The organism is Xanthomonas floridensis (assembly GCF_001642575.1).
GTDB lineage: Bacteria > Pseudomonadota > Gammaproteobacteria > Xanthomonadales > Xanthomonadaceae > Xanthomonas > Xanthomonas floridensis.
Genome location: NZ_LXNG01000001.1, coordinates 303376 through 327637 on the forward strand (window position 1 = coordinate 303376; position 24262 = coordinate 327637).

Genomic DNA, 24262 nt, shown 5'->3' on the forward strand with positions numbered 1-24262 from the left:
CCCATCAACGTGCAGGGGGCGCCGACGCGGGCGCCGGCGCAGGTTCTTCCGGCTTCTTCTCCAGGCCGAAGAAACGCCGCCAGCCGCCGCTGGACTGCTCGGCAGGCGCGGAGGACGCATCGGCAGGCGCGCCTTCGATCGGTGGCGCATTGCCCGCGCAGGGAGCATAGGCAGGCGTGAAACCGACCACGAACGGGAACTGGCGCGCGCCAGGACAGCCGGCATCGGTCACGCCGGTACCAGCTGCATCGACCGATTGCCAGTCCAGCCCCTTGCCGCTGACCTTCAGCGGCGCGCTGGGCAGGCGGGCGAAGATACTCGACCACACCCGCATCGCGCCGGTGGCGCCATACAGGCCGGTCTCGGCGTTCTGGTCGTTGCCCATCCAGATCACTGCCAAATGATCGCCGGTGTAGCCGGCATACCAACTGTCGCGACCGTCGTTGGAGGTACCGGTCTTGCCGGCCGGCGACAGACGACCCAGGCCATCGCCCAGCAACTGTCGCGCGGTTCCGTTACTGACTACCTGCTGCAGGCCGATGCTGATCAGGTTGGCAGCCACCGAATCGCCCTCCTGCGCCGGTGCCGGAGTCTTGTCGTAGCGCTTGAGCAGCTTGCCCTGCGGATCGAGCACACCGCGCACCGCATGCAACGGCTGAATCTCGCCGCCGGCCGCCAGGAACTGGTACAGCTGCGCCATGCCGTACGGGCTCTGGTCGGTCGCGCCCAGGATCAGCGAGGGGTTCGGGTCGGCCTTGATGCCGGCCAGCACCTGGATCAACTGGGCGATACGGTCGGCGCCGACCTGCATGCCCACCCGCACCGTGGCCTGGTTGTAGGAATGCGCCAGCGCATCCACCAGCCGCACTGTGCCATGGCTGCGGTTGTCCGAATTACCGGGCGACCAGGTCTTGCCCCGGCCGAGCTGCACCGTGACCGGCGAATCGTCGACCCAGCTGGACAATGCCCAGCGGTCCGGCGAAGCCAGCGCCAGCATGTACACGAAGGGCTTGAGCAGCGAGCCCACAGGACGCTGCGCTTCCACGGCGCGATTGAAGCCCGGCTTGGCCACATCGCGGCTACCGACTACCGCCAGCACATCGCCGTTATGCACATCGGTCAGCACCAGCCCAGCCTGCAGCGGCGGGCGTTTCTTGTTGTCCAGCCGCTTGATGGTGCCGGTGATGGCACCCTCGGCATACGCCTGCGCGGACGGCGACATACCGGTGAGCACACTCATGCCGGCGCCTTGCAGCACGCCTTCCGGGTAATCGTGCGCCAGCTGGCGCCGCACCAGATCCACATAGGCCGGGAAGCGGTTGGCCGCGACCAGGCCGGGCTCGGTGGGCACGCCCAGCGGTGCGGCCAGCGCGCGCTTGTACTCGGCGTCGTCGATCAGCTTGTTTTCGTGCAGCTTGCCCAGCACGAAGTTGCGCCGGTCCAGCGCACGTTCCGGGTTGCGCCGCGGGTCGTAGTACGACGGCCCCTTGACCAGCCCGATCAACAGCGCGATCTGCTCGGTGGTCATCGAATTGAGCTCGCGGCCGAACCACAGCTCGGCACCCGACGACACCCCGTGGATTGCCTGCCCGCCCCGCTGACCCAGATAGACCTGGTTGAGATAGGCCTCCAGGATGGTGCGCTTGTCGTAACGCGCCTCCATGATCACCGCGTACAGGATTTCGTTGAACTTACGGGTGACGGTCTGCTCCTTGCCGATGCCGAGCAGGCCGCTGCGCGCCAGCTGCTGGGTCAGCGTGCTGGCGCCCTGGCGCACCTGGCCGCCCGAGCGCAGCATGATCCAGGCCGCACGCACCATGCCGCTCAGGTCGATACCGTGATGGCTGTTGAAGTCGCGGTCTTCCACCGCCTGCAGGCCGGTGACCAGCAACTCCGGCACCTCTTCCATCCGCACCAGGCGGCGCTCTTCCTGCTTCTGCCCGTACAGCGTGGCGATCCGCGCCGGATCCAGCCGCGCGCTCTTCAGCGCCTTGCGGCTGCCGGCATCGCGCAGACTGGCCACGCGCCCGCCCGACAGGGCAAGCTCGATCCGCCGTGCAGGCACGCGCCCATCCACATCGATATAGCCGCGGCTGGCGATGATGAAGCGGCTGCCGTCCTGCTGGTAGGTGCCGGCCAGCGTGGCCTGTCCGTCGTCACGGTAGGAGGCCGCGTCCAGTTCGGTCTTGAGGGTGGCCGCATCCAGCGCATTGCCGGGTGCCAGCACCAACGGACGCCCGTACACGCGGGTGGGAATCTGCCAGCGCAGTTCGCCGAAGCGCTGGCTGACCTGCTTGTTCAGATACACCGTGTACGGGATCAGGAAACCAAGCGCCAGCGCAATCGCGGCAAATCCCCAGACAATCAGTCTGCGCTGCCAGCGGGAGCCTTGCTCGTCGGTGTCGTCCTGGAAATCGTCGGAATCGTCGTTGTCGTAGCGTCGGGGCACGGGGATGCGAGAATGTAGGGTGCGGCGAGTCTAGCGCAGCGGTGTCGTGGGTGCGGTCTGCCTGCCCGTTCCGACTTAAGCGCGGCTAACAAAGTGCCGGCGCTGGAGCTCGGGCCGGCGTGGGCCGGGCGCAAGGCGGCGGGATCTCCCCCGCTACACTGCCACGCCCTGCCGCTGCGCCCGGTGGGTCATCGCCACCACGTTCCACCTGTCCTCTACGCCGGAGTTCCACCGCAATGTCGATGTCCCTGGCCGATGCGCGCTATCTGTTCAATCGCGTGCTCGGCCTGATCCACCGCTCTGTGGCCAGCATGCGGACGCGTGGCTGGCGCGCCACCTGGCAGCGCATTCGCGTGCACACGCAGGCACCTCCGGCCGCACTGGGCACCCCGCTGTGGTTGCCCGACGCAACACCGTTTGCCCCCTTCGCGCTGCCGCACAGCGCCACGCCACGCGTGACGGTGGTGATTCCGGTCTACAACCACATTGCCCACACCCTGGCCTGTCTGCGCGCACTGGCCGCGCATCCGCCACTGCTGGCGATGGAGATCATCGTGGTGGACGATGGCAGCAGCGATGCCACCGCAGTGCAGCTGCCGCAGATATCCGGCCTGCACTATCACCTGCGCGCCAGCAATGGCGGCTTCATCGCGGCCTGCAACGACGGCATCGCGCTGGCGCGCGGCGATTACGTGGTGCTGCTCAACAACGACACCATCCCCCAGCCCGGCTGGCTGGATCGGCTGATCGCCACCTTCGATCAGCATCCGGGCGCGGGACTGGTTGGCGCCCAGCTGGTCTATCCGGACGGGCGGTTGCAGGAATCGGGCGGCGTGGTGTTCGCCGATGGCAGCGCCTGGAGTTATGGGCGCTTCGAATCGGCCGACGACCCGCGTTACGCCTATGTCCGCGCAATGGATTACTGCTCGGGCGCAGCGATTGCCCTGCCACGTGCGCTACTGCAGACGCTGGGCGGGCTGGATCAACTCGCCAACGCGGCTCCAACCACGGTGTGGAATGCTGCTGATCTTGCCTTTGCAGTCAGCGCCGCCGGCCGCCAGGTTCTGGTTCAGCCGGCCAGCGTGGTGGTGCACGACGAGGGCACCAGCAACGGCACCGACGTCCGTACCGGGGTCAAGGCGTATCAGGTGCGCAACCAGCGTGTGTTCGCTGAGAAATGGCAGCCCACCTTGGCAGCGCACTTGCCGGTGGGCACCGTTCCCGGACCTGCGCAGCTGCACCGCGGGCAACGCCAGGTGTTGATCCTGGACGAATGCGTGCCGCAGCCGGACCGCGACTCGGGGTCGCTACGGCAGTTCAACCTGATCCGGTTGCTCTGCGAGGAGGGCGCGCATGTGGTGTTCGTGCCCACCCGTCGCGAGCACGCCGGGCGCCACACCCAGGCGCTGCAGCAGCTGGGCGTGGAGGTCTGGTATGCACCGTTTCTGGACGGCATCGGCAGTTGGCTGCGTACGCATGGCCCGCGCTTTGCGGTGGTACTTCTGGTGCGCCACCACGTCGCGCACGCCTGCCTGCCGCTGCTGAGACACTATGCTCCGCAGGCGCGCACGCTGTTCGACACCGTCGACCTGCATTATCTGCGCGAGCGACGCGGCGCCGAACTGGCCGGCGATGCCAATCTGCTGCGCAGCGCAGAACGTACCCGGCTGCGCGAACTGGAGATCATGGCCGCTACCGATGTCACCGTGCTGGTGTCCGATGCGGAACAGGCACAGTTGCACGCGGACGCGCCGCAGATCCGCACCGCCCTGCTCTCCAACCTGCACGAAGTGGCCGGCAACGGCCCCACCTTCGAGCAACGTCGCGACCTGGTCTTCGTCGGCGGCTTTCGTCACCCGCCCAATGTGGATGCGGTGCAGTGGTTCATCAGTGCCATCTTCCCGCAGGTGCGTGCTCAATTACCGGATGTGGTGTTCCACTGCATCGGCGCGGATCTGCCCGAGGCACTGAAACTGCTGGCCGAGGAATGTCCCGGCGTGCAGTTGCATGGCCATGTACCGGATCTGCTGCCGTTCATGGACACCGTCCGCATCGCGGTGGCACCGCTGCGCTTCGGTGCTGGCGTCAAGGGCAAGATCAATCTCAGCATGGCACACGGGCAACCGGTGGTCGGCACGACCTGTGCGGTGGAAGGCATGCACCTGCGCGATGGCCAGGATGTGTGCGTGGCCGACGACGCCGATGCCTTTGCCAGCGCGATCGTGCACCTGTACCAGGATGCGACGCGATGGCAGCGCCTGGCCGACAACGGCCTGCGCAACGTGGCCGAGCATTTCTCGCTGGATGCCGCGCGCAAGACGGTGCGTGCATTGTTCATTGCCGATTGAGTCGGCACTGTTGAATCAGTGCATCGCCGGATGAAGCGGCATGCGGCGGCGTTGGCACATCGCCGCTGATTCTCAGCGCGATTCCGAGTGCAACCGCAGACACGCATCGCACGTCTGGCCGCACATCCGCTGGCAACAGCTTGCGGTAGCGAAGTCACTTGACTCAGTGGAATAAAAATCTGCTTGGCCGCTCTCCTGCTGGAGCCGGTTGTAGTGCGTTATGAACGCAGGCCGGGCATTGTGCTGCCACGCCCGCCCCCCATCACCGCTGTTCGGTCACCGCCCTGACCCGCCGCGTGAACTCGGCCAGTTCCGGCAGTCCCGGGTCCAACTGGTGTGCTTCGTCCTGCGCACGCCGCGCGAACGCGGCATCTTCCTGGCCCAGGCGTTCGCTGCCAACGGCAATCCAGCGCTGCGCCAGGCGCCGGCGTGCGGCGGCCAGCGCCTCGCCCGTCGGCGTCAACGCCTGCCAGGCATCCAGGCAGCCGCGCGCCGCGCGCAGGCGGTTATCGCGAAGCTCGTCTTCGAAACAGCGTCGACTGGCCGGCGCCACGCGCGCAGCGGCCTGCAGCACGCGCGCATCGCGCGGCGCCAGCGCCTGTGCGGCGCGCACGGCATCGTAGGCGCTGGCGCCCGGCGGGGTCATCCATTGCTGTCGCGCCTCGGCGTCGGCCACGCGTTGCAGCAACACGCGCAACCGGCGTTCGCGGACGCCGCGCGACAAACCGGTTTCAGGCCCACGCTGGGCATCGCGCGCGCGCGCGATCGCCTGCTCGGCCTGGGCGATGGAGGCGGCGCCCGGCACCAGCACCCGCGCCTGCTGCAGCGACTGCATGGCCTCGTCAAAATGGAAATCCGCGGCCTGGCGTCCCGCCTGGGCGGCATACTCGCTGACCACCTGCTCGAGTCCGCGACGTGCGCCGGCATCTTCCGGCTCGGCCGCCAGCACCGCCATGAAATCGCGCGCCGCCGGTGCCAAGCGACCACGTCGCAGCAAGCTGTCGGCACGCTGCCGCCGCTGTTCGAGCGCACGGTGGTAATGGCCTTCGGTCGACGGCACATCGGCATGGCCGGCGTCATAGCGCTTGGCCGCCACCAACAGCGCGGCGGCCTCGCCAAGCGCATCGCGCGCCAAGGCGTGCCGCGCCTGCGCCAGCAGATCGGTCAGGGCATCTTCGCGCCCTTCCAGTGCGTCGGTACGGTTCGGTGCCAGGCTGAGGACGCGTTGATACAGCGGCAACGCACTATCGGGCGTGCCATCCAGGCGGCCCTGCTGCTGGGCGGCGACCGCTTGCGCAACCAGGGCATCCAGGCCGGCGCGGCGCGCCTGCAGGTCGCGCAGACGCAGGGCGACCGGGGCCATCTGCGCCTGCGGCACCTCCAACGCGGTTGCCAGCGCCAACGCACGTTGCGCACCGGCCACATCGCCGGCCGCGATCGCCGCACGCGCCTGCACCACCGCAGACGCGCCGGTACGCGCCAGCCCGGCGCGGGCCTCGCTGCGATCGCCATCCAGCGCAAGTGCGGTGGCAAACAGTTCGCGTGCCCCGTTGCCGTCGGCAGCACTGAGCTTGCCCCGTGCCAATGCGGCATTGCCACGCTGCAGCAGTTGCTGAATCCGGGTGTCCGGCCACAGCCAGTCGGCGAGCGGCTGGCGCAACACGATCACACCCATCAGCAGGCAGAGCGAGAGCGCCAGCACCACGCGCCAGAGCGCGCGGCTGCGCAGCGGTGCCCAGAGGCGGGGCGACCTGGCCCAGCGCGGTAGCGGAAACATGCGGTTGCGTCCATCCTTGGCGCGACCTGACGGGGACGCGTTCACCCCGCCATGGTAGCGGGGTGGCGCGAAGGTGGCGTGGGTTGTTCTGGAATCGGGAATCGGGAATCGGAGTTCGGGATTCGGGATTCGGGGATCGTTGAGGCGAGCACGGTGAGAACGGGTGGAGGCGCCTCGAACTCTTTCGGCGAATGTTCAAGGTGACTGCAGTGCGGGCAGGCGCAGCTGCAGCGTGCGGCTGCCCGGATCGCTGGCAGGCCGGACGGGGGCGTGTGAGAGTCGCGCACGCCGTATCGACAGCATCGGCCGGAGGGGCACCTTGACGCAGAACGCTGCGGTCTTGCCGGCCGCTCAGCCCAGTCGTCGCACTTCGCTGACGCCGGGCAAGGCATCCAGCTTGCCCAGCAGCGCAGACAACTGGTCGTAGTCGCTGACCTTCAGCCGCAGTCGCAGCTGCGCCCTGCCGGTGTCGCGCACGTTGTCGCTGTTGATCTCCAGCACGTGGGCGTCTTCCTGCGCGATCAGGTTGGTGATGTCCTTGAGCAGCCAGCGCCGATCCACTGCGCGCACCTGCACATCCACCTCGTAGCCGCTGCCCGCCTTGCCCCACTCCACCGGCAACACGCGTTGCGGGTGGGCGGCCGCCAGCCGCGCCAGCGCCACGCAGTCGGTGCGGTGCACGGTGATGCCGCGGCCGCGGGTGAGGTAGCCGGCAATCGGCTCGCCGGCCACCGGCTGGCAGCACCGCGCCAGTTGCACCAGCAGGTTGCCCACGCCCTGCACGGTAAACTTGGACTTGCCCAGGCCCTCGCGGCGCGCAGTCGGACGCGGCGGCGCAGGTACCGCCGGCTGCGAGGCCGCGCGCTCGGCTTCCAGCAGCGCACGGCTGACCTGGTTGGGGCCGGTATCGCCCAGCGCTACCTGGATGTAGAGATCATCCACGCCATCGGCGTGGAACTTGCGCGTCGCCACGCCCAGGTCGGCGTGCTGCAGGCCCAGCCGCTTGAGTTCGCGATCGAGCAAGTCCTTGCCGGCCTGCACATTGCGCGCGCGGTCGAGCTTGTGGAACCAGGCACGCACCTTGTCGCGCGAACGCCCGCTGGCCAGGAAGCCGTTGGCGGCCAGCAGCCAGTCGCGGCGCGGGTCGGCTTCCTTGGCGGTCATGATCTCCACCCGGTCGCCGCTGCGCAGCCGGTAGGTCAGCGGCACGATGCGGTCGTTGACCCGCGCGCCACGGCAGCGGTGCCCGACCATGGTGTGCACGTGATAGGCAAAATCCAGCGGGGTGGCGCCCTGCGGCAGATCAATGACCTCGCCCTTGGGGGTCAGCGCATAGACGCGGTCCTCGATCAGCTCGGCATCCAGCGCGCCGGCCAGCTCGCCGTGGTCGCCTTCCTGCACCTGCTCCAGCAGTTGGCGCATCCACAGGATCTTGCGATCGAAGGCCTTTTCGGCGCCCTTGCCGCCTTCCTTGTACTTCCAGTGCGCGGCCACGCCGAGCTCGGCCTGGGCATGCATTTCGTGGGTGCGGATCTGGATTTCGATGGTGCGCCCTTCCGGGCCGACCACGGCGGTATGCAGCGAGCGGTAGTCGTTGGCCTTGGGCCGGGCGATGTAATCGTCGAACTCGCTGGGCACCGGTGCCCACAACGAATGCACCGCCCCCAGCGCTGCATAGCAGGCCGCCACGTCCTCGACCATCACGCGCACCGCGCGCACGTCGTACAACTGGTCGAACGACAACCGCTTTTTCTGCATCTTCCGCCAGATGCTGTAGATGTGCTTCGGCCGCCCGCTGACCTCCGCGCGCAGGCCCTGGTCCGCCAGCGCGCTGGAAAGGGTGCGCTTGACCGCCTCGATATAGCGTTCGCGGGCGATGCGGGTCTCGTCCACTTCGCGGGCGATCCGGCGGTAGGTGTCCGGCTCCAGATGCCGGAACGCCAGGTCTTCCAGCTCCCATTTCACCTGCCAGATGCCCAGCCGGTTGGCCAGCGGCGCATGGATGTCGCGGGTGAGCTGGGCCAGCGCGCGGCGCTGATCTTCGCTGAGGCGGTCGGCCACGCGCATGCGCGCCAGCTGCCGTGCCAGCAGGATCGGCACCACACGCAGGTCGTGGATGATGGACAGCAGCAAGCGGCGCAACCCCTCGCTGTTGCGCCCGGCCTCGCGACCGGCATGCAGCGCCCACACCTGATCGGCCGCATCCAACCCGTCGAGCAGCCCCTCCACTGCCACCCGGCGTTCGGCCGGCTGCCAGGGCAGGCCGGCCATCGCACCGCGTAATGTCGGCAGGTCGAACAGCAATGCCGCGATCACCGTGGCCTCGTCGGCAGCCAGCAGTGCCAGTGCATCCAGCGTGTCGCCAAGCAGCGACCACGCCACGCTATCGGATGGCGCAGGCGGCGCGTCCTGCCAGGCGCGCGCCAGCGCTTCGCGCAACACGGGAGCAACCGATGCCAGCGCGGGGCGCTGCAGCACTGCCTGCAGGCGATCAAATGAGGAACTGGTCACAACGGTGGACACGGCGGCAGGCGATGACTGGGGTCTGGCAGCTACGGTAACGTGCGCGTCACCATCTCCACAACGCGCAATTTCCAGCCTGGCGCGCACGGGTTATCTGGGCGCACTTATGGTCGGTTCACCCGCCAAAGGCTTGATTCGTAACCGCTGCGCGCCATGACGTGTGCACTGGCGCACACCCAGCGCCGCACGGATTCGGCTTTTTACGCGCTCTTTACAACTTGGCCAAACCGGCTGCCTATGCTCCCTGCACGTCATCGCCGCATTGCGCAGCGACGGCGTTTTTCCATCAACAGCGAGGTAGCCGATGAAGACCTGGAAGAAGCCTGTCGTTCGTGAAGTGAATTGTGGCGCCGAAATCAACTGCTACGTCTCCGGCGAGTTTTGATCCGGCCGTTTCTTGCTCACCTGCCACCATCCCCTTGATGCATGACCGGCCGCGGCCGGCAGTTTAGGTAACAGCTCTCCATGCGCATCATTGTCCTGGGATCGGCGGCCGGCGGTGGGCACCCGCAGTGGAATTGCCATACCCCCGCAAGCCAGCGGGCGTGGCAACAAGCAGACGGTGCCCAGCGTCGTACCCAGGCCAGCATCGCCGTCAGTGCCGATGGCCAGCGCTGGGTCCTGATCAATGCCTCACCCGATTTTCGTCAACAGCTCCTTGCGACACCTGCGCTCTGGCCGCAGCACGGCCTGCGGCATTCGCCGATCGAGGCGGTGCTGCTGACCAGCGGCGAGATCGACCATATCGCCGGGCTGCTGTCGATGCGCGAGAGCCAGGCGTTCTCGTTGCATGCCAGCAGCCGCGTGCTGGACCTGCTTGCGCAGAACCCGATCTTCGACGCCCTCAATCCGCACTACGTGTCGCGGCAGCCATTCGCGCTGGACACGCCGCTGTCACTACTGGGGCTGCAGCTGACGCCATTTTCGGTGCCGGGCAAGGTCCCGCTGTTCATGGAATCGCGCAGTGGCGGCGACCTCGCCGGCTCCAATGAAGAGACCTTGGGCCTGACCATCGACGATGGCCGCCACCGCGTGCACTACATTCCCGGCTGCGCGGCCATGACCGACGCGCTGCGCGCGCGCCTGCGCGGCGCCGAGCTGGTGTTCTTCGACGGCACGCTGTGGTGCGACGATGAGATGGTGCAACTGGGCGTCAGCCAGAAGACCGGCCAGCGCATGGGCCATCTCAGCATCGATGGCCCGGAAGGCACCATGGCAGCGTTCGTCCCGCTCGATGTGGCGCGCAAGATCTTCATCCACATCAACACCACCAATCCCGTGCTCGATATCCATTCGCCCGAATACGCCAGCGCGCGCGCCAACGGCTGGGATATTGCGCACGACGGCCTGGAGATCACCCTGTGACCGCCCTGCTCACCCCGGACCAACTGGAAGCTGACCTGCGCGCCATCGGCGCACGCCTGTATCACGACCAGCACCCGTTCCATGCGCTGCTGCACGATGGAAAACTCGATCGCGGCCAGGTGCAGGCCTGGGCGCTCAACCGCTTCGAATACCAACGCTGCATTCCCTTGAAGGACGCGGCAATCCTGGCGCGCATGGAAGATCCCGCGCTGCGCCGCATCTGGCGCCAGCGCATCCTCGACCATGACGGCAACAGCGCCACCGACGGCGGCATCGCGCGCTGGCTGCATCTGACCGACGCACTGGGCCTGGACCGCCACCTGGTGGAATCCGGACGCGCACTGCTGCCGGGCACGCGCTTCGCGGTGCAGGCGTATCTGCAGTTCGTGCGCGAAAAGAGTCTGCTCGAAGCGATTGCCTCCTCGCTCACCGAGTTGTTCGCTCCCAACATCATCGGCCAGCGCGTGGCCGGCATGCTGAAGCACTACGACTTCGTCTCGCCCGAGGCGCTGGCCTACTTCGAGCATCGCCTGACCGAGGCGCCGCGCGATTCGGATTTTGCGCTGGATTACGTCAAGCAACATGCCAACACCGCCGAGAAGCAGGAGCTGGTCAAGGCTGCGCTGCACTTCAAGTGCTCGGTGCTGTGGGCGCAACTGGACGCCTTGCACGTGGCCTATGTCTCACCGGGGATCCTGTGGCCGGATGCCTTCGTACCCGACCGCGCTGCCAGCCGGGTCGCCGCGTGAGCAGCATCGGCCGCGACAGCCAGCCGGCCCTGCGCGCAGGCGTGCGCCTGCAACACGACCGTGCACGTGACCAATGGGTGCTGCTCGCACCCGAGCGCGTGGTCGAACTGGACGAGATCGCCGTCGTGGTGGCACAACGTTTCGATGGAGCGCGCTCGCTGGCGCAGATTGCGCAGGAGCTGGCGGCGGAATTCGATGCCGACCCTGCGCAGATCGAGGCAGATGTGATCGAACTCACCGGCACCCTGCATCAAAAGCGGCTGCTGCGCCTATGAGCAATGCCGTGCCGCCACCGCCGCTGTCCGTGCTGCTGGAGCTGACCCACCGCTGCCCATTGGCGTGTCCGTACTGCTCCAATCCGATTGCACTGGCAGCACTGCGCGAAGAGATGGATACCGATGGTTGGCGTTCGCTGCTGCAGCAGGCCGCCGACATGGGCGTGCTGCAGGCGCACTTTTCCGGTGGCGAACCGATGCTGCGCAAGGATCTGCCGGAGCTGGTGGCGCACGCGCGCGCACTTGGCCTGTACAGCAACCTGATCACCTCCGGCGTGGCCGGCGGCGAGCCGATGCTGGACCAATTGCAGGCCGCCGGGCTGGAGCACGTGCAGTTGAGCGTGCAGGACGTGGACCCGGCCGGTGCCGATCGTATTGCCGGGTATCGCAACAGCCTGTCCAAGAAGCGCGACTTCGCAGCCGCCGTGCGTGCGCGCGGCCTGCCACTGACGCTCAACGCGGTGCTGCACCGGCATAACGCCGAACGGGTGCCGCAGATGATTGCGCTGGCGCTGGAATGGCAGGCCGAACGCATCGAAGTGGCCCATACCCAGTACTACGGCTGGGGGCTGCGCAACCGTGCTGCACTGATGCCCAGCCGTGAACAGGTGATGGCTACCATCGCGGCCGTGGAGGCCGCACGCCGCGAACTTGGCGACCGCCTGGCGATCGACTTCGTCACCCCCGACTATTACGCACGCCAGCCCAAGCCCTGCATGGGCGGCTGGGGCCAGCGCTTCGTCAACATCTCTCCGCGCGGCGACGTGCTGCCCTGCCATGCTGCCGAAACCATCGAGGGCATGCGCTTCGACAATCTGCGCGATCGCACGCTGGCCGAGATCTGGAACCATGGCGACGCCTTCGTGCGTTTCCGCGGCACCGCATGGATGCCCGAGGTGTGCCAGGGCTGCCCCAAACGCGAGATCGACTGGGGCGGCTGCCGCTGCCAGGCGCTGGCGCTCAGCGGCGATGCCGCCACGCTGGACCCGGTGTGCGAGCGCTCACCCGCGCATGCGCAGGTGCGCGCCACTGCCGAGCGCGAAGCTGCGGCAGTGGCACCGGAATTCGTTTACCGCCGCCCGGCACGTGCCGAACGCGCGCCTTCCACCGCCGACGTAACGCCGGATTAGCCCCACCCAACCACGCTCGCGCGTTGCCAGCGCATATCGGTTGCTGCGCGGCACACAGCGACACGGTCATTCTCTGGCTCGGCATGGCCATCCTGCTGCCCACCCGCCGTGCCTGCTGGTCAAGCGGCTGCGCTGGGCAGGACCCGGCAGCCGCCAGACAGTCAGCCAGCCGCAGTTGCCTGGCCGCCCAGCGTCTACACTAGCGGCCTCTTACTGACGGATGGCTCCCATGTCGCTCGCGCGCCGCATTCCACTGCTGGTCTGCCTGACCCTTGCATTGACCGCCACACCGGCGTTGGCCCAGCGCGCCGTGCAGGGCGACCTGCAGTCACAGATGAGCGCCGAGCAGTTCAAGGCCGCCGGCCTGGACAAGCTCACCGCCAGCGAGCTGACCGCGCTCAACGACTGGTTGCAGGGCAAGGTTGCCAAGGAAGCGGCCGTGGTGGTCGAACAGGCCAAGGAAGCCGGCCGTCAGGAAGTCATCGTCAAGAACCGCGGCTTCTTCGACTTCGGCAGCAAGGAGCCGATCGAAAGCAGTCTCGTGGGCGAGTTCAAGGGATTCTCCAAGGGCCGTATCTACACCCTGGCCAACGGTCAGGAGTGGGAACAGACCGATGCGGCCAGCCTGTCGGGCGTGCGCAAGGACGCGCCGAAGGTGAAGATCAAACCCGGTCTGGTCGGCGTGTGGTATCTGCAGATCGAGGGCTATAACACTCCGGCCAAGGTGCGGCGGATCAAGTAAAGAGCCGCTGACAAAACCCTTGCGCGGCCGTCAGGCAGGCGCGGCCGGCGCTCGGAATCGGCGTGTACTGCACTCGCGCACTCCGGTTCTGAGTGTGCCCGCCACGGCACCCGACGACTGCTCGCCCCGTTCTGTTGGCCGCTCCCGGGCGCATGCTGACGCCGCTGCCCACTGACCCTACAGGAGGCATGGCGCGCCGACCTCGGGCACGGCCACGCCAGCCCTTGCCATCGCGATGTGCACGCGGTTGCTGCTGGCATGCACTCTCGTCCGAACGACCAAGGCCACCGGCACGGCGTAACCGGCGCCTGCGCACATCGGATGCGCCATTACGGTCGCACTCTGTGCATTTGACTGTTGGCAGCTTCGCTTGGGCCGCCACCATGCAGGCCTAGGTCGCCGCGGCATGCATGCGTCTGCCAGACTTCGGCACAGCCGTCTGTTGCCCTGCCGCGCACGTCTGGTGGCTGCCTACCTGCTGACAACGCAGCGCCCTGCGCTGTATCCGGAGAACGCCGAATGTCCCTGACGACACGTTGTGCCCTTGCACTGCTGCTGTTCACTCCCGGATCGGCGCTGGCCGACACCGCTGCCGAACAATGCACGCGACCGGAGGTCGGATTCGACCAGGCGCTGGTCTGCTATCACGACGCAGTGGAGCGACAGCCGCTGGTGTATACCCGCGTTGCCACCAGCACGGTGAACGGTGTGGAGCGGCGCGACTATCTGCTGACCTCGCAGACCTGGTCGCCCGAATCGCTGGTCGCCCCGGCCGTGTGGCAGCACGCTGTGGCGATTTACGTCCCCACCGATGCGCTCCCCACCCGCGCCGTGCTGCTGTCCACCAATGGCACCCGCAATGCGGCTGCGGGCAGCGCGGCGCAACCGGCCAGCGAGCTGCAACCCGACGCGCTGGCAGCGCTGGCGCAGCGCAGCCGCACCGTGGTGATCGCGCTGAGCGACATTCCCAATCAGGCGCTGACCTATCGAGGAGACGACACGCCACGCCGCGAGGATGACAGCGTTGCCTATACCTGGTCGCAGTTCCTGCAAGCGCCGCAACAGCGCAAGACCCTGCTGCTGCATGTGCCGATGGCGGCGGCGATTGCCCGCACCATGTCGCTGGCCGAGCGCGAGCTGGCGCCGCTGCAGATCCATCGTTTCATTCTCGCCGGTGCCTCCAAGCGTGGCTGGGCGAGCTGGCATGCCACCATCGCAGACCGGCGCGTGGAGGCAGTGGTGCCGTTCGTGATCGACATCCTCAACATGCCGGCCGTGCTGGACCATATGTACCGGACCTATGGCGGCAATTGGCCAATCGCATTCGCCCCCTACGCCAGGCAGGGAATCACCGCGCAGCTGCAGACGCCGCAGTTCGCGCAGCTGGTGCAGGTGCAGGATCCGCTCAGCTACCTGCGCACGCCGTACCGCAAGCGCCTGTCGGTGCCCAAGTACATCGTCAACGCCAGTGGCGACGATTTCTTCCTGCCGGACAACACGCGGTTCTTTTACGACGCATTGCCTGGCAGCAAGGCCCTGCGCATGGTGCCCAACAGCGCGCATAACGGCATCCGGGCGTCGGTGGTCGACAGCCTGGTGCCCTTTGTCACGCGCTTGCAGCAGCGGCGTGCGCTCCCGCAGCTCAGCGATGCACTGCAGGCAGGAACGGCGCCGCAGATTCGCCTGCGCTTCTCCGAGCGCCCTACCCAATTGCGGCTCTGGAGTGCCAGCAATCCCCAGGCGCGCGATTTCCGCTATGCCTGCGGCATCCGTTACAGCGCGACCCCGCTACCGCTACCACGCGGCAGCAAGGTGGCGGTGCCGGTGCAGGTTCCGGCAGCCGGCTGGAGCGCGTATTTCGTCGAAGCCACCTACGCCGATGGCTTCGTCGCCACCAGCCAGACCTATGTGCTTGGTCAGCAGCAGTACCCCAGCCAGGCTCCGCCCACCGACAACGCCGCCTGCAGCACGCTACCGGGCGTTGCCGGCAGTGCCGCAGCGCGCTGAGAAGCGGAACGCGCCGTGCGCTGACGCGAGGACCGACGCGCCGCGCCGTGCGATGTCTAGCCGCGATCGTTGTCCCTAGCGCATATGGCGTGTCTACATCTTGGTCATCGAGCACTGCCGTCCGCCTGCAGGCAAAGCGCCGACGACAGCACGGCCGCAACTGCTTCGGAGCCTGTGGGTCTCGCACTCTGCCAGCCAGCTGACTCGCCAATGCGCACCATTGAACGCAGGGGCAATCCACCAACTCGACGATGTTGATCAGCCTGCGCAACGAAGTCCGCACACAACCGGTCAAAAGCTCTGATTCGGCACCTGAGCTCGCCAGCAAGATCGATCCAACCCGACTGGACCATTGACATCGTTGTCACCAACTCCTACACAGGCCCCTACTCGCTGACGGCACGGGCCGATCAGACGGATCAAAGGACTGCATGTGGCTGCGACCTCGCACTCTGCTCAGGCTTCTGTCTTGCCCGCCCTTCCCGCCGCACCCGGCTTCATCGCCGCCGATGTCGGCGGCACGCATGTGCGTCTTGGTCATGCCCTGCAGGCCGACGGCGGCGCGATCGAGCTGGCGCATTACCGCACCTATCGCTGTGCCGAGTACCCCAGCCTGGACGCCATCCTGGCCGACTTCCTGCCACAGGTGAGCCGCGTGGATGCGGTGGTCATCGCCAGTGCCGGGGTTGCGCTGGACGAAGACACCTTCATCAGCAACAACCTGCCGTGGAGCATTTCGCCCAAGCGCCTGCGCAGCGCGCTCGACCTGCGTAGCGTGCACCTTGTCAACGATTTCGAAGCGGTCGCCTATGCCGCCCCGCTCATGGAGCCGCGTGCAGTGCTGCAGCTGAGCGGACCCACCCCGCGGCATGCACGCGCCGCCGGTCCCATCCTGGTGGTCGGGCCGGGCACCGGGCTGGGGGCAGCGGTGTGGATCGATGCCAGGCCGCGCCCGATCGTGCTGGCCACCGAAGCAGGCCAGGTCGCGCTGGCTAGCACGCACGCGCACGAGGCGCAGTTGCTGCACATCCTGCTGCGCGATCGGCACTACCTGCCGCTCGAACATGTCCTGTCCGGCCCCGGCCTGTTGCGGCTCTACACCGCCGCCTGCGAACTGCATGGCACCGCCCCGCGGCTCGCGTTGCCCGCGGCAATCACCCACGCCGCCCTGCACGAAAACGATGCGCTGGCACGCGAAACGTTGCAGGTGTTCTGCGCCCTGCTCGGCCATGCCGTGGGCGACATGGCCCTGGCCTACGGCGCGGCCGGCGGCATCTATCTGGCGGGCGGCATCCTGCCGACCATCGGCAGCTTCCTGGCGGCCAGCGCATTTCGTGCGCGCTTCCTGGACAAGGGCGGCATGCGCGAGGTGCTCGAACGCATCCCGGTCAAATTGGTCGAGCACGGGCAATTGGGCGTGTTCGGCGCGGCCAATTGGTATCTGCAGCACCACGCTGACGTGTCGTAAGCGATTGGCCGCGCGTTTCCCGAACGCGCGGCGGCAACACCCCGCATCCGGCGAGCAGCGGCCCGCCGTCCATCCCTGTGCGTGATGAGGAGAGACATCATGAAATACAGCACCACCCTGCTGTCCAGTGCGATTGCGTTGTCGTTGGCATTCACCGTGCAAGCCCAGGACGCTGCAGGCCAGCAAGCCACCGACCTGGACGCCGTCCAGGTGGTCGGCATCCGTGCCAGCCTGGAAAAATCGCTCGACACCAAACGCAACAACGCAGGCATCTCCGAGGCGATCACCGCCGAGGACATCGGCAAATTCCCCAGCACCAACGTGGCTGAAGCGTTGTCGCAGATTCCCGGCGTCACGTTAGACAGACGCTTCGGCCAGGGAGAGCGAGTCAGCATCGACGGCACCGACCCGAGCCTGAATCTGTCGTTCCTGGACGGCCACCCGGTGGCGCAGGCGATCTGGCTGTACGGCGAACAGCCCAGCCGCGGCTTCGACTACACCTTGCTGGCGCCGCAGATCCTGGGACGGGCGGAAATCCTCAAATCCTCCGAAGCGCGGCTGACCGAGGGCAGCCTGGGCGGCACCGTGCTGATGCATACCCGCCAGCCGCTGGATCTGGACGTCAACGAAGTCGCCGCCTCGATCGGCTATAGCTACAGCGACCAGGCCAGTCAGGGCAAGCCCAACGCGGCCTTGCTCTACAGCTGGAAAAACAGCGCGCAGACCTTCGGTATCGCGGTGTCGGCGCAGCATTACGAAGAGCGCGTGGACCGCCGCGGCATGGAAGTGTTCGGCTACGCACCGGCCAGCAGTTTCGCCAATGCCGCAGGCACGGTGCCGCCCGATGCCGATGTGCCCAACTCGATCAATGCGGCCTGGTTCCAGCAGGACCGCGAGCGCGACAGCGCCGTGGTCAACCTGCAGCTCAAGCCCAGCCAGGCGCTGGAGTTCAATCTGAGCGGCCTGTACATCAACGAGAGTTTCGACAACTACAACCAGTCGATGTACAGCTTTCTGACCTGGAATCCCGGCACCGTTGCCGCGGTGGACCGCTTGGGCGATGTGCGCAATGGCGTGGTGACCAGCGGCCATTCCAGCGCCAATGCCGACCCGCTCGGCGGCACGGTGATCTACGACAACAACGTGCGCGAGTCCGAGGTCACCACCAAGGGCCTGGACCTGCGCGGCGCGTTTCGCGGTGAGGGCTGGGGCCTGAATGGACAGATCGGCCAAAGCAAATCCGAGAACAAGGACCTGTCGCAATACTTCATCGAGCCGTTCTACAACGGCGGTTTCAGCTGGGATACGCGCCGCGGTATCCGCTTCGACGACCCGGCCGGGGCACGCGACCCGGCCAACTGGGGCTCGGCCGGCGGCTGGTTCGGCAACAACGGCATCTTCTCCACGCAAAGCAAGGACACCTACGGCCAGCTGGATGTCAACCTGCAGTTCGACAGCGTATTCAACCAACTGCTGCTGGGCGTGCGCCACGGCAAACACGAGGAGCGCTTCGAACTCAATGTCTATGGCGGCGTCACACCCGGCACGCTGGCCGACGTGGGCACCATCGGCCTTACCGATCTGGACGGTTTCTATCCCGACCATGGCCGGCATGTGCAGGCGGGCCGCAACAATGTGCTGAACTGGATCCGCAACAGTCCGGTGGATTACGCCGCACCCGATCCGGCCAGCTATCTCAACAACACCTGGGCGCTGCAGCAGACCAACAATGCCGCCTACGCGCAGTTGAATTTTTCCGGCGGCGGTCTGCGCGGCAATCTTGGCGTGCGCTATGTCGATTCCAAGACCGAGGGCAGCGGCTTCGTCTACAGCGGAACGCCCTCGCTGGCCAACGCCGACAGCCTGTGGCAGACCCGCACCCGCAAGGAAGATTTCCTGCTGCCCTCGCTGACCCTGTCGTATGACACCAGCGCGGATTGGGTGTTCCGCTTCGCCGCGGCCAAGGTGATCGCGTGGGCGCCATACAACCAGATGGTGAACAACACCTTTCTCAACGACACCACCCTGACCGGCAGTGGCGGCAACGCAGAGTTGTCACCGTACGAATCGTGGAATTTCAACCTGTCGGCCGAGTACTACTTCGCCCAGCAATCGGTGGTGGCCTGGTCGGTGTTCTACAAGAAGATCGACAACTACATCGACACCAGTGCCAGCGTGGAGCGCCAGTACAACGCACTGCGCGATACCGCGCCTCAGAGCTGGGCGCAGTTGGTGGGCAGCAATGGCTGCACCGCAGACGGCTATTGCGACTACAGCATCCAGCGGCCGCGCAATGCCGGCCAGGGCGAGGTCAAGGGCTTCAATCTCTCGTTCCAGCAGCCCTTCGGCGACAGCGGCTTTGGTCTGACCGGCAACTACACCTACGCCAACGGCGAGAACAACACCGGCGATGCCCTGCCCTACCAGTCGCGCAACAGCGTGGCGTTCAGCCCGTACTTCGAAAAGGGCCCGCTCAACGCACGGTTGACCTACAACTGGCGCGACAGTTACCTGGCCGGCGGTTACGTGGCCGGCGCTGCTCCGGCCAGCGTGGACGACTACGCCGAGCTCGGTGCCAGTATCGGTGTTGCGTTCAGCCCGAACTGGTCGCTGCAGCTGGATGCACAGAACCTGCTAGATGAAGAATACCTGCAGTATCTCGGCGACAAGGACCACCTGGCCGGCCGCTACAAGAGCGGGCGGCGGTATATGGCGACCCTGCATTTGAAGTTCTAAGGTCGCTGGACAACAGCGCATCGGCCACCATGTCAGGAGGCCGATGCAGGCGATGGCATGCTGGCCCTAGCGCATGCCGCGCCTTCCCAGTGTCCGGCTCAAGGTGGAGCCCTTGGCGGAGTGCCATCGCTGGAAACCGGCCCGGCTGCGCCGCGCCCCCGGCACCATGCACCGCACCGAATGAGGCGCCCACGCCTGCGACCCTGCAGAGGCCTTGGGCAACGCCGAAGCGATCAGCCAGCGGAGGCGGCACGAGGGCGTCGTGCATGGGCCGCAAGCAGGTCCCGCAGACGGCGGCATTCCACGAACAGGTGCACGGTCGTGGTGGCATTGCCCGGCATTGCGCAGGACGACTCGTACTCCTGTGCGTTACGGCGGCAGTGTTGCCGATTGCGATGACCTCGGCAGCCGTGCTGCCAAGCGCGGACCTAACAAACACCCTGTTCGCGCACGCCACGGCCCCTGATGGGCGACCGCGGAGGTCGCCCTTATCCGCGCAACGCCGCCACCCGCTGCGCCAGTTTCTTCGCCGAGACGCCGGACTTGGCGCCCAGTTCCTGCGCAAAGACCGACACCCGCAGTTCTTCCAGATCCCAGCGCAGCGCCTGCCAATCGGGGCGCTGCTGCAGCCCGCGCGCAGCCGCGTCTTCCAGCGCGTCCACGAACGGCTTGAGTTCCAGCATGCGTGCCTGGTCGCGCGCCGGATCGCGCTTGGCGCGTTCGGTGCGCAGGATCATTGCCTTGAGATAGCGCGGGTAGTTGGCAAGCGCTTCGGCCGGGGTCTGCCGCAGGAAGCCGGCATGCACCAGGGCGCGCAACTGCTGCTCCATGTCGTCCAGGTTGCCACGTGCCCAGCCCATCAGCGGAGCTTCCAGCAGCGGCTTGAGTTCGGCCACCGCACCCAGGATGCTTTCGGCCAGCTTCAGGCGGTCCATCGCTTCGCCGAACAGGCGCTTGCCGGCATCGTCGCGCCGATGCGCGAACGCGCCCGGGGCGCGGATTGCGCCCAGGCCTTCGGCCAGCACCGCATTGAGCGCGGCATCGACCAGATCGCCGCGCAGGCGCTCCTGCGATTCGATCGCCGCATACAGCAGGCCGGTCTTGGGCGACACCGGCAACTGCTTGCGCGCCTGCTTGATCTTGTCGGCCAGGGCGATTTCCAGCAGCCGCCGCACGCCGCCCGGATGCGCCTGCGCCGCTTCGCTGCGGTCGGCAAAGATGCGTAGCGCGGCATCCTCGCCCTGATCCACCAGCGCCGGATACGCCGGCACACCGGCTTCGCCTGCCACCTGCTCGGGGATCGGCGCGGGCGGAAAGTCGCGCAGACCTTCGGCGGCCAGCGCACGCCCCGCACGTGCGGCAAATGCCTGGCCGGCACGTTCTCCAAAGTGCGCGCGCAGCCCGTCCAGATCGCGCGATTCGGCCAGCACCTTGCCGTCGTCGTCGCGCAGTCGCAGGTTCATCAGCAAATGGGTATCCAGCGCTTGCTCATCGAAATCCAGCGCCGCCACCTGCACGCCGGTGGCCTTGGACAGAAAGCGCGCCAGCTCGCCGCGCATATCGTCGGCCGACGGCAGGCTATAGGCCTCGTAGAATGCCCGGCCAAAATCCGGCGCCGGTACGAAATTACGCCGTTGCGCCTTGGGCAGGCTGCGGATCAGCGCCGACGCCTTGTCGGCGACGAAGCCCGGCGCCAGCCAGGACAGACGCGCCGGATCCAGCGCGTTGAGCAGATGCAGCGGCACTTCCAGCGTCACGCCATCGTCGATGGCGCCTGGCTCGAAGCGGTAATGCAACGGCAGCCGCGCATCGCCCAGCGGGAAGTACTTGGGGAATCGATCGGCCTCGCTACCTTCGCCGGGCAGCAGATCGTTCAAGCTCCAGTGCAGGCTGCGGCGCTTGTCGGCCGGCAGCGTCTTCCACCAGGCGTCCAGCCCGCTGGCCGAATGCAGCTCGGCCGGAATGCGGTCCAGATACCAGCGCGCCTGCCAGTCCTCGTCGGCCACGATACCGGCGCGACGCAGCTTGGCTTCTTCCTCGCGCGCCTGTTCCAGCACGCGCAGGTTGTCGGCCACGAACGCCGCACGCGTGGTGATCTCGCCGGTCACCAGGCCCTGGCGCACGAACAGGTCATGCGAGGCCACCGGATCGATCTTGCCGAAGTGCACCGGCTTCTTCGGCGCCAGCACCAGCCCGAACAGACTGATCTGCTCGGACGCCACCACCTGCCCCTGCGCACGCGACCAGTGCGCATCGAAATGCTTGCGCGCCAGCAGGTGTCCCAGTTCGGCGATGGCCCAATCCGGCTCGATTGCCGCATTGGTCATGCCCCAGACTTTTTGTGTATCCAGCAGCGTGGCGGCCAGGATCCACGGCGGCGGCTTGCGTGCCAACGCCGAGCCGGGGAACGGGACGAAACGGCGCTGGCGTGCTGCCAGGAAATCCCCTTTTTCGGTGCGGTGGCCGATCTGCGTCGGCAGTCCGGCCAGCAGCGCGCGGTGCAGCGCCTGATACGCAGCAGCACGTTCCCGCTCGCTGGTGCGCGCCGACGCCTCGGCGGCCTCTGCCTGCCGATTGGGCGCCACCGCTGCAGGCTGCACAGATGGCGCGGCCGGATCGGCCTTGCCCTCGCGTGCCAGCCGCGCAGCACGGTGCAGCTGCCCGCGCGTAGGCCGGTTGGCGTTGTGGCCATCGGCGCGCGCCGGCGCGCTGGCGCCGGCCAGCAGCGGGGCCAGCATTGCCGTGGCAGGCTCCTCGCTCCAGCCCAGTTCCTCGCACAGCAGACGCAGCTGCCGATGCAGTTCGCGCCACTCGCGCATGCGCAAAAAGCCCAGGAAATGCCGGCCACACCAGTCGCGCAACTTGGACTGGGTGAGGTCTTCATGCACCTGCCGGTACGCCTCCCACAGCCGCAGGATGCCGACGAATTCCGAGCGCGCATCGGCAAACAGCGCATGCGCATTGTCGGCGGCCTCGCGCGCTTCGGGCGGACGCTCGCGCGGATCCTGGATGCCCAGGAACGAGGCGATGATGATCATCTCGCGCAGGCAGCCATGCTGCTGCGCGGCCACCAGCATGCGTGCCAGCTTGACGTCCACCGGCAGGCGCGCCATCTGCCGGCCGATGGCGGTCAGACGCCGATCGGCATCGATCGCCCCCAGCTCCAGCAATTGCTGCCAGCCGTCGGCCACCGCACGCTCGTCCGGCGCTTCCAGGAACGGGAAGTCTTCGATCCGTCCCAACCCCAGCTGCAGCATGCGCAAGATGACGCCGGACAACGACGAACGCCGGATCTCCGGGTCGGTAAAGGCCGGGCGCGCGGCAAAGTCCGCTTCCGCATACAGCCGGTAGCAGATGCCCTCGGCAATCCGCCCACACCGGCCCATGCGCTGGTTGGCGCTGGCCTGCGAGATCGGCTCGATATGCAGGCGGTCCAGCTTCTGCCGCGGGCTGTAGCGCTTGACGCGCGCAAAGCCCGGGTCCACCACATAGCGGATGCGTGGCACCGTCAGCGAGGTTTCGGCCACGTTGGTGGCCAGCACCAGGCGCCGACGCGGGCCGGGATTGAACACGCGGTCCTGGTCGGCGGCGGAGAGCCGCGCATACAGCGGCACCACTTCGGTATCGCGGTACTTGCGCCGTTCCAGGGAATGATGCGCATCGCGGATCTCGCGCTCGCCGGGCAGGAACATCAACACGTCGCCACGCGGATCGAGGCGGGTGATCTCATCGATCGCCGCCACGATGGCATCGTTGACGGTGCGTTCGCCATCGCGCCCGGCAGCGTCGTCATCGCCGCCCGCTTCGCCTTCGAGCGGCCGGTAGCGTACCTCCACCGGGAAGGTCCGGCCTTCCACGCTGATCACCGGCGCGCTGTCGAAATGCTGGGCAAAGCGCTCGGTATCGATGGTGGCCGAGGTGACGATCAGCTTCAGGTCGGGGCGCTTTTTCAGCAGCTGCTTGAGATAGCCCAGCAGGAAATCGATGTTGAGGCTGCGCTCGTGCGCCTCGTCCACGATGATGGTGTCGTAGGCGGACAACCAACGGTCGCTGGCGATCTCGGCCAGCAGGATGCCGTCGGTCATGAACTTGATGCGGGAGTGCTCGCCCACCCGATCGGTGAAGCGCACCTGGAAGCCCACCGTGGTGCCGAGTGGGGTGTTCAGTTCGTCGGCCACGCGTGCGGCCACTGCGCGCGCGGCGATCCGGCGCGGCTGGGTGCAGCCGATCATGCCGGCCGCACCGCGCCCCGCTGCCAGGCACAGCTTGGGCAGCTGCGTGGTCTTGCCCGAGCCGGTCTCGCCGGCGATCACCACGACCTGGTGGTCGCGGATCAACGCGATGATGCGCTCGGCCTCGCGCGCGATCGGCAACTGCTCATCCAGCGTGATCGCCGGCTGCTGCTCGGCACGCGCCTGGCGCTGCGCCTGCGACGCTGCCAGTGCTTGCTCGAATGCCTCTCGCGCCTGCACATTACCCGGCTTGCCCTGCCAGCGTGACCACAGGCCCAGCAAGCGCCCACGGTCGCGGCTCATCGCGCCATCGACAGCGCGGCGGCGCTCGCGCAAGGTGTTGGCAAGATCGGTGTCGATAGCGCTCATTGATTGAGGAGTGTGAAAGATTGAATGACGTTTGATCCTTTAGCCTGTCTATTGTGACGCCATATCTGTTCCATCAGACATCCAACCCTCGG

General features: G+C 67.1%; 14 protein-coding genes and 1 other RNA gene. 11 read left to right on the forward strand and 4 right to left on the reverse strand.

All coding sequences use genetic code 11. The annotated features are described in order from the left end of the window. Positions 1-4 precede the first annotated feature (4 nt). The gene (gene mrcB / locus A7D17_RS01325) at positions 5-2449 is read right to left on the reverse strand and encodes a penicillin-binding protein 1B (protein WP_064507428.1); all 2445 of its coding nucleotides are present in this window, start codon (positions 2447-2449) and stop codon (positions 5-7) included. Between the two features lie 236 nt (positions 2450-2685). Here mrcB and A7D17_RS01330 point away from each other — a divergent pair, with 236 nt between their 5' ends. Next, positions 2686-4797 carry a glycosyltransferase gene (locus tag A7D17_RS01330; protein WP_064507429.1) on the forward strand — a complete coding sequence of 704 codons (2112 nt, stop codon included), beginning with the start codon at positions 2686-2688 and terminating at the stop codon, positions 4795-4797. A 262-nt stretch (positions 4798-5059) separates the two neighbouring features. Here A7D17_RS01330 and A7D17_RS24390 read toward each other — a convergent pair whose 3' ends face one another. Together A7D17_RS24390 and A7D17_RS01340 are read right to left on the reverse strand one after the other, a co-directional pair. Continuing rightward, positions 5060-6574, reverse strand: coding sequence for a hypothetical protein (locus tag A7D17_RS24390; protein WP_161946512.1), 1515 nt, complete (start codon positions 6572-6574; stop codon positions 5060-5062). Positions 6575-6925: 351 nt separating this feature from the next. Beyond that, on the reverse strand, positions 6926-9166 hold the full coding sequence (locus A7D17_RS01340; RefSeq protein ID WP_323209727.1) for a RelA/SpoT family protein: 2241 nt from the start codon (positions 9164-9166) through the stop codon (positions 6926-6928). Positions 9167-9401: 235 nt separating this feature from the next. On the opposite strand from A7D17_RS01340, the gene pqqA reads away from it, so the two are divergent. The 10 genes from pqqA (at position 9402) to A7D17_RS01385 (ending at position 19569) form a co-directional block, all read left to right on the forward strand. Beyond that, on the forward strand, positions 9402-9482 hold the full coding sequence (gene pqqA, locus A7D17_RS22330) for a pyrroloquinoline quinone precursor peptide PqqA (RefSeq protein WP_002812057.1): 81 nt from the start codon (positions 9402-9404) through the stop codon (positions 9480-9482). A gap of 80 nt (positions 9483-9562) precedes the next feature. After that, positions 9563-10462: a pyrroloquinoline quinone biosynthesis protein PqqB gene (gene pqqB, locus A7D17_RS01345; protein WP_064507430.1), complete on the forward strand. Its 900-nt coding sequence runs from the start codon at positions 9563-9565 to the stop codon at positions 10460-10462. Then, positions 10459-11211, forward strand: a complete 753-nt coding sequence (gene pqqC, locus A7D17_RS01350) for a pyrroloquinoline-quinone synthase PqqC (RefSeq protein ID WP_064507431.1) — start codon at positions 10459-10461, stop codon at positions 11209-11211. Before pqqB ends, pqqC begins: the two co-directional genes overlap by 4 nt. Continuing rightward, positions 11208-11486: a pyrroloquinoline quinone biosynthesis peptide chaperone PqqD gene (gene pqqD, locus A7D17_RS01355; protein ID WP_064507432.1), complete on the forward strand. Its 279-nt coding sequence runs from the start codon at positions 11208-11210 to the stop codon at positions 11484-11486. The genes pqqC and pqqD overlap by 4 nt, the downstream gene beginning before the upstream one ends. After that, positions 11483-12616, forward strand: a complete 1134-nt coding sequence (pqqE, locus tag A7D17_RS01360) for a pyrroloquinoline quinone biosynthesis protein PqqE (RefSeq protein WP_064507433.1) — start codon at positions 11483-11485, stop codon at positions 12614-12616. Before pqqD ends, pqqE begins: the two co-directional genes overlap by 4 nt. 229 nt (positions 12617-12845) lie before the next feature. After that, positions 12846-13358: a hypothetical protein gene (locus A7D17_RS01365; RefSeq protein WP_064507434.1), complete on the forward strand. Its 513-nt coding sequence runs from the start codon at positions 12846-12848 to the stop codon at positions 13356-13358. 67 nt (positions 13359-13425) lie between these two features. Then, a non-coding RNA gene (locus A7D17_RS01370) (sX9 sRNA) lies at positions 13426-13498 on the forward strand. Between the two features lie 379 nt (positions 13499-13877). Further along, entirely contained in the window at positions 13878-15365 is a 1488-nt protein-coding gene (locus A7D17_RS01375) for a PhoPQ-activated pathogenicity-related family protein (RefSeq protein ID WP_064507435.1), read from the forward strand. Positions 15366-15798: 433 nt separating this feature from the next. Then, the gene (locus A7D17_RS01380; RefSeq protein ID WP_064507436.1) at positions 15799-16833 is read left to right on the forward strand and encodes a glucokinase family protein; all 1035 of its coding nucleotides are present in this window, start codon (positions 15799-15801) and stop codon (positions 16831-16833) included. A gap of 99 nt (positions 16834-16932) precedes the next feature. Beyond that, positions 16933-19569 (forward strand): TonB-dependent receptor, encoded by a 2637-nt coding sequence (locus A7D17_RS01385; protein ID WP_064507437.1) that lies wholly within the window; start codon positions 16933-16935, stop codon positions 19567-19569. Positions 19570-20057: 488 nt separating this feature from the next. On the opposite strand, the gene hrpA is transcribed toward A7D17_RS01385, so the two are convergent. Beyond that, positions 20058-24170: an ATP-dependent RNA helicase HrpA gene (gene hrpA, locus A7D17_RS01390; protein WP_064507438.1), complete on the reverse strand. Its 4113-nt coding sequence runs from the start codon at positions 24168-24170 to the stop codon at positions 20058-20060. Positions 24171-24262 lie beyond the last annotated feature (92 nt).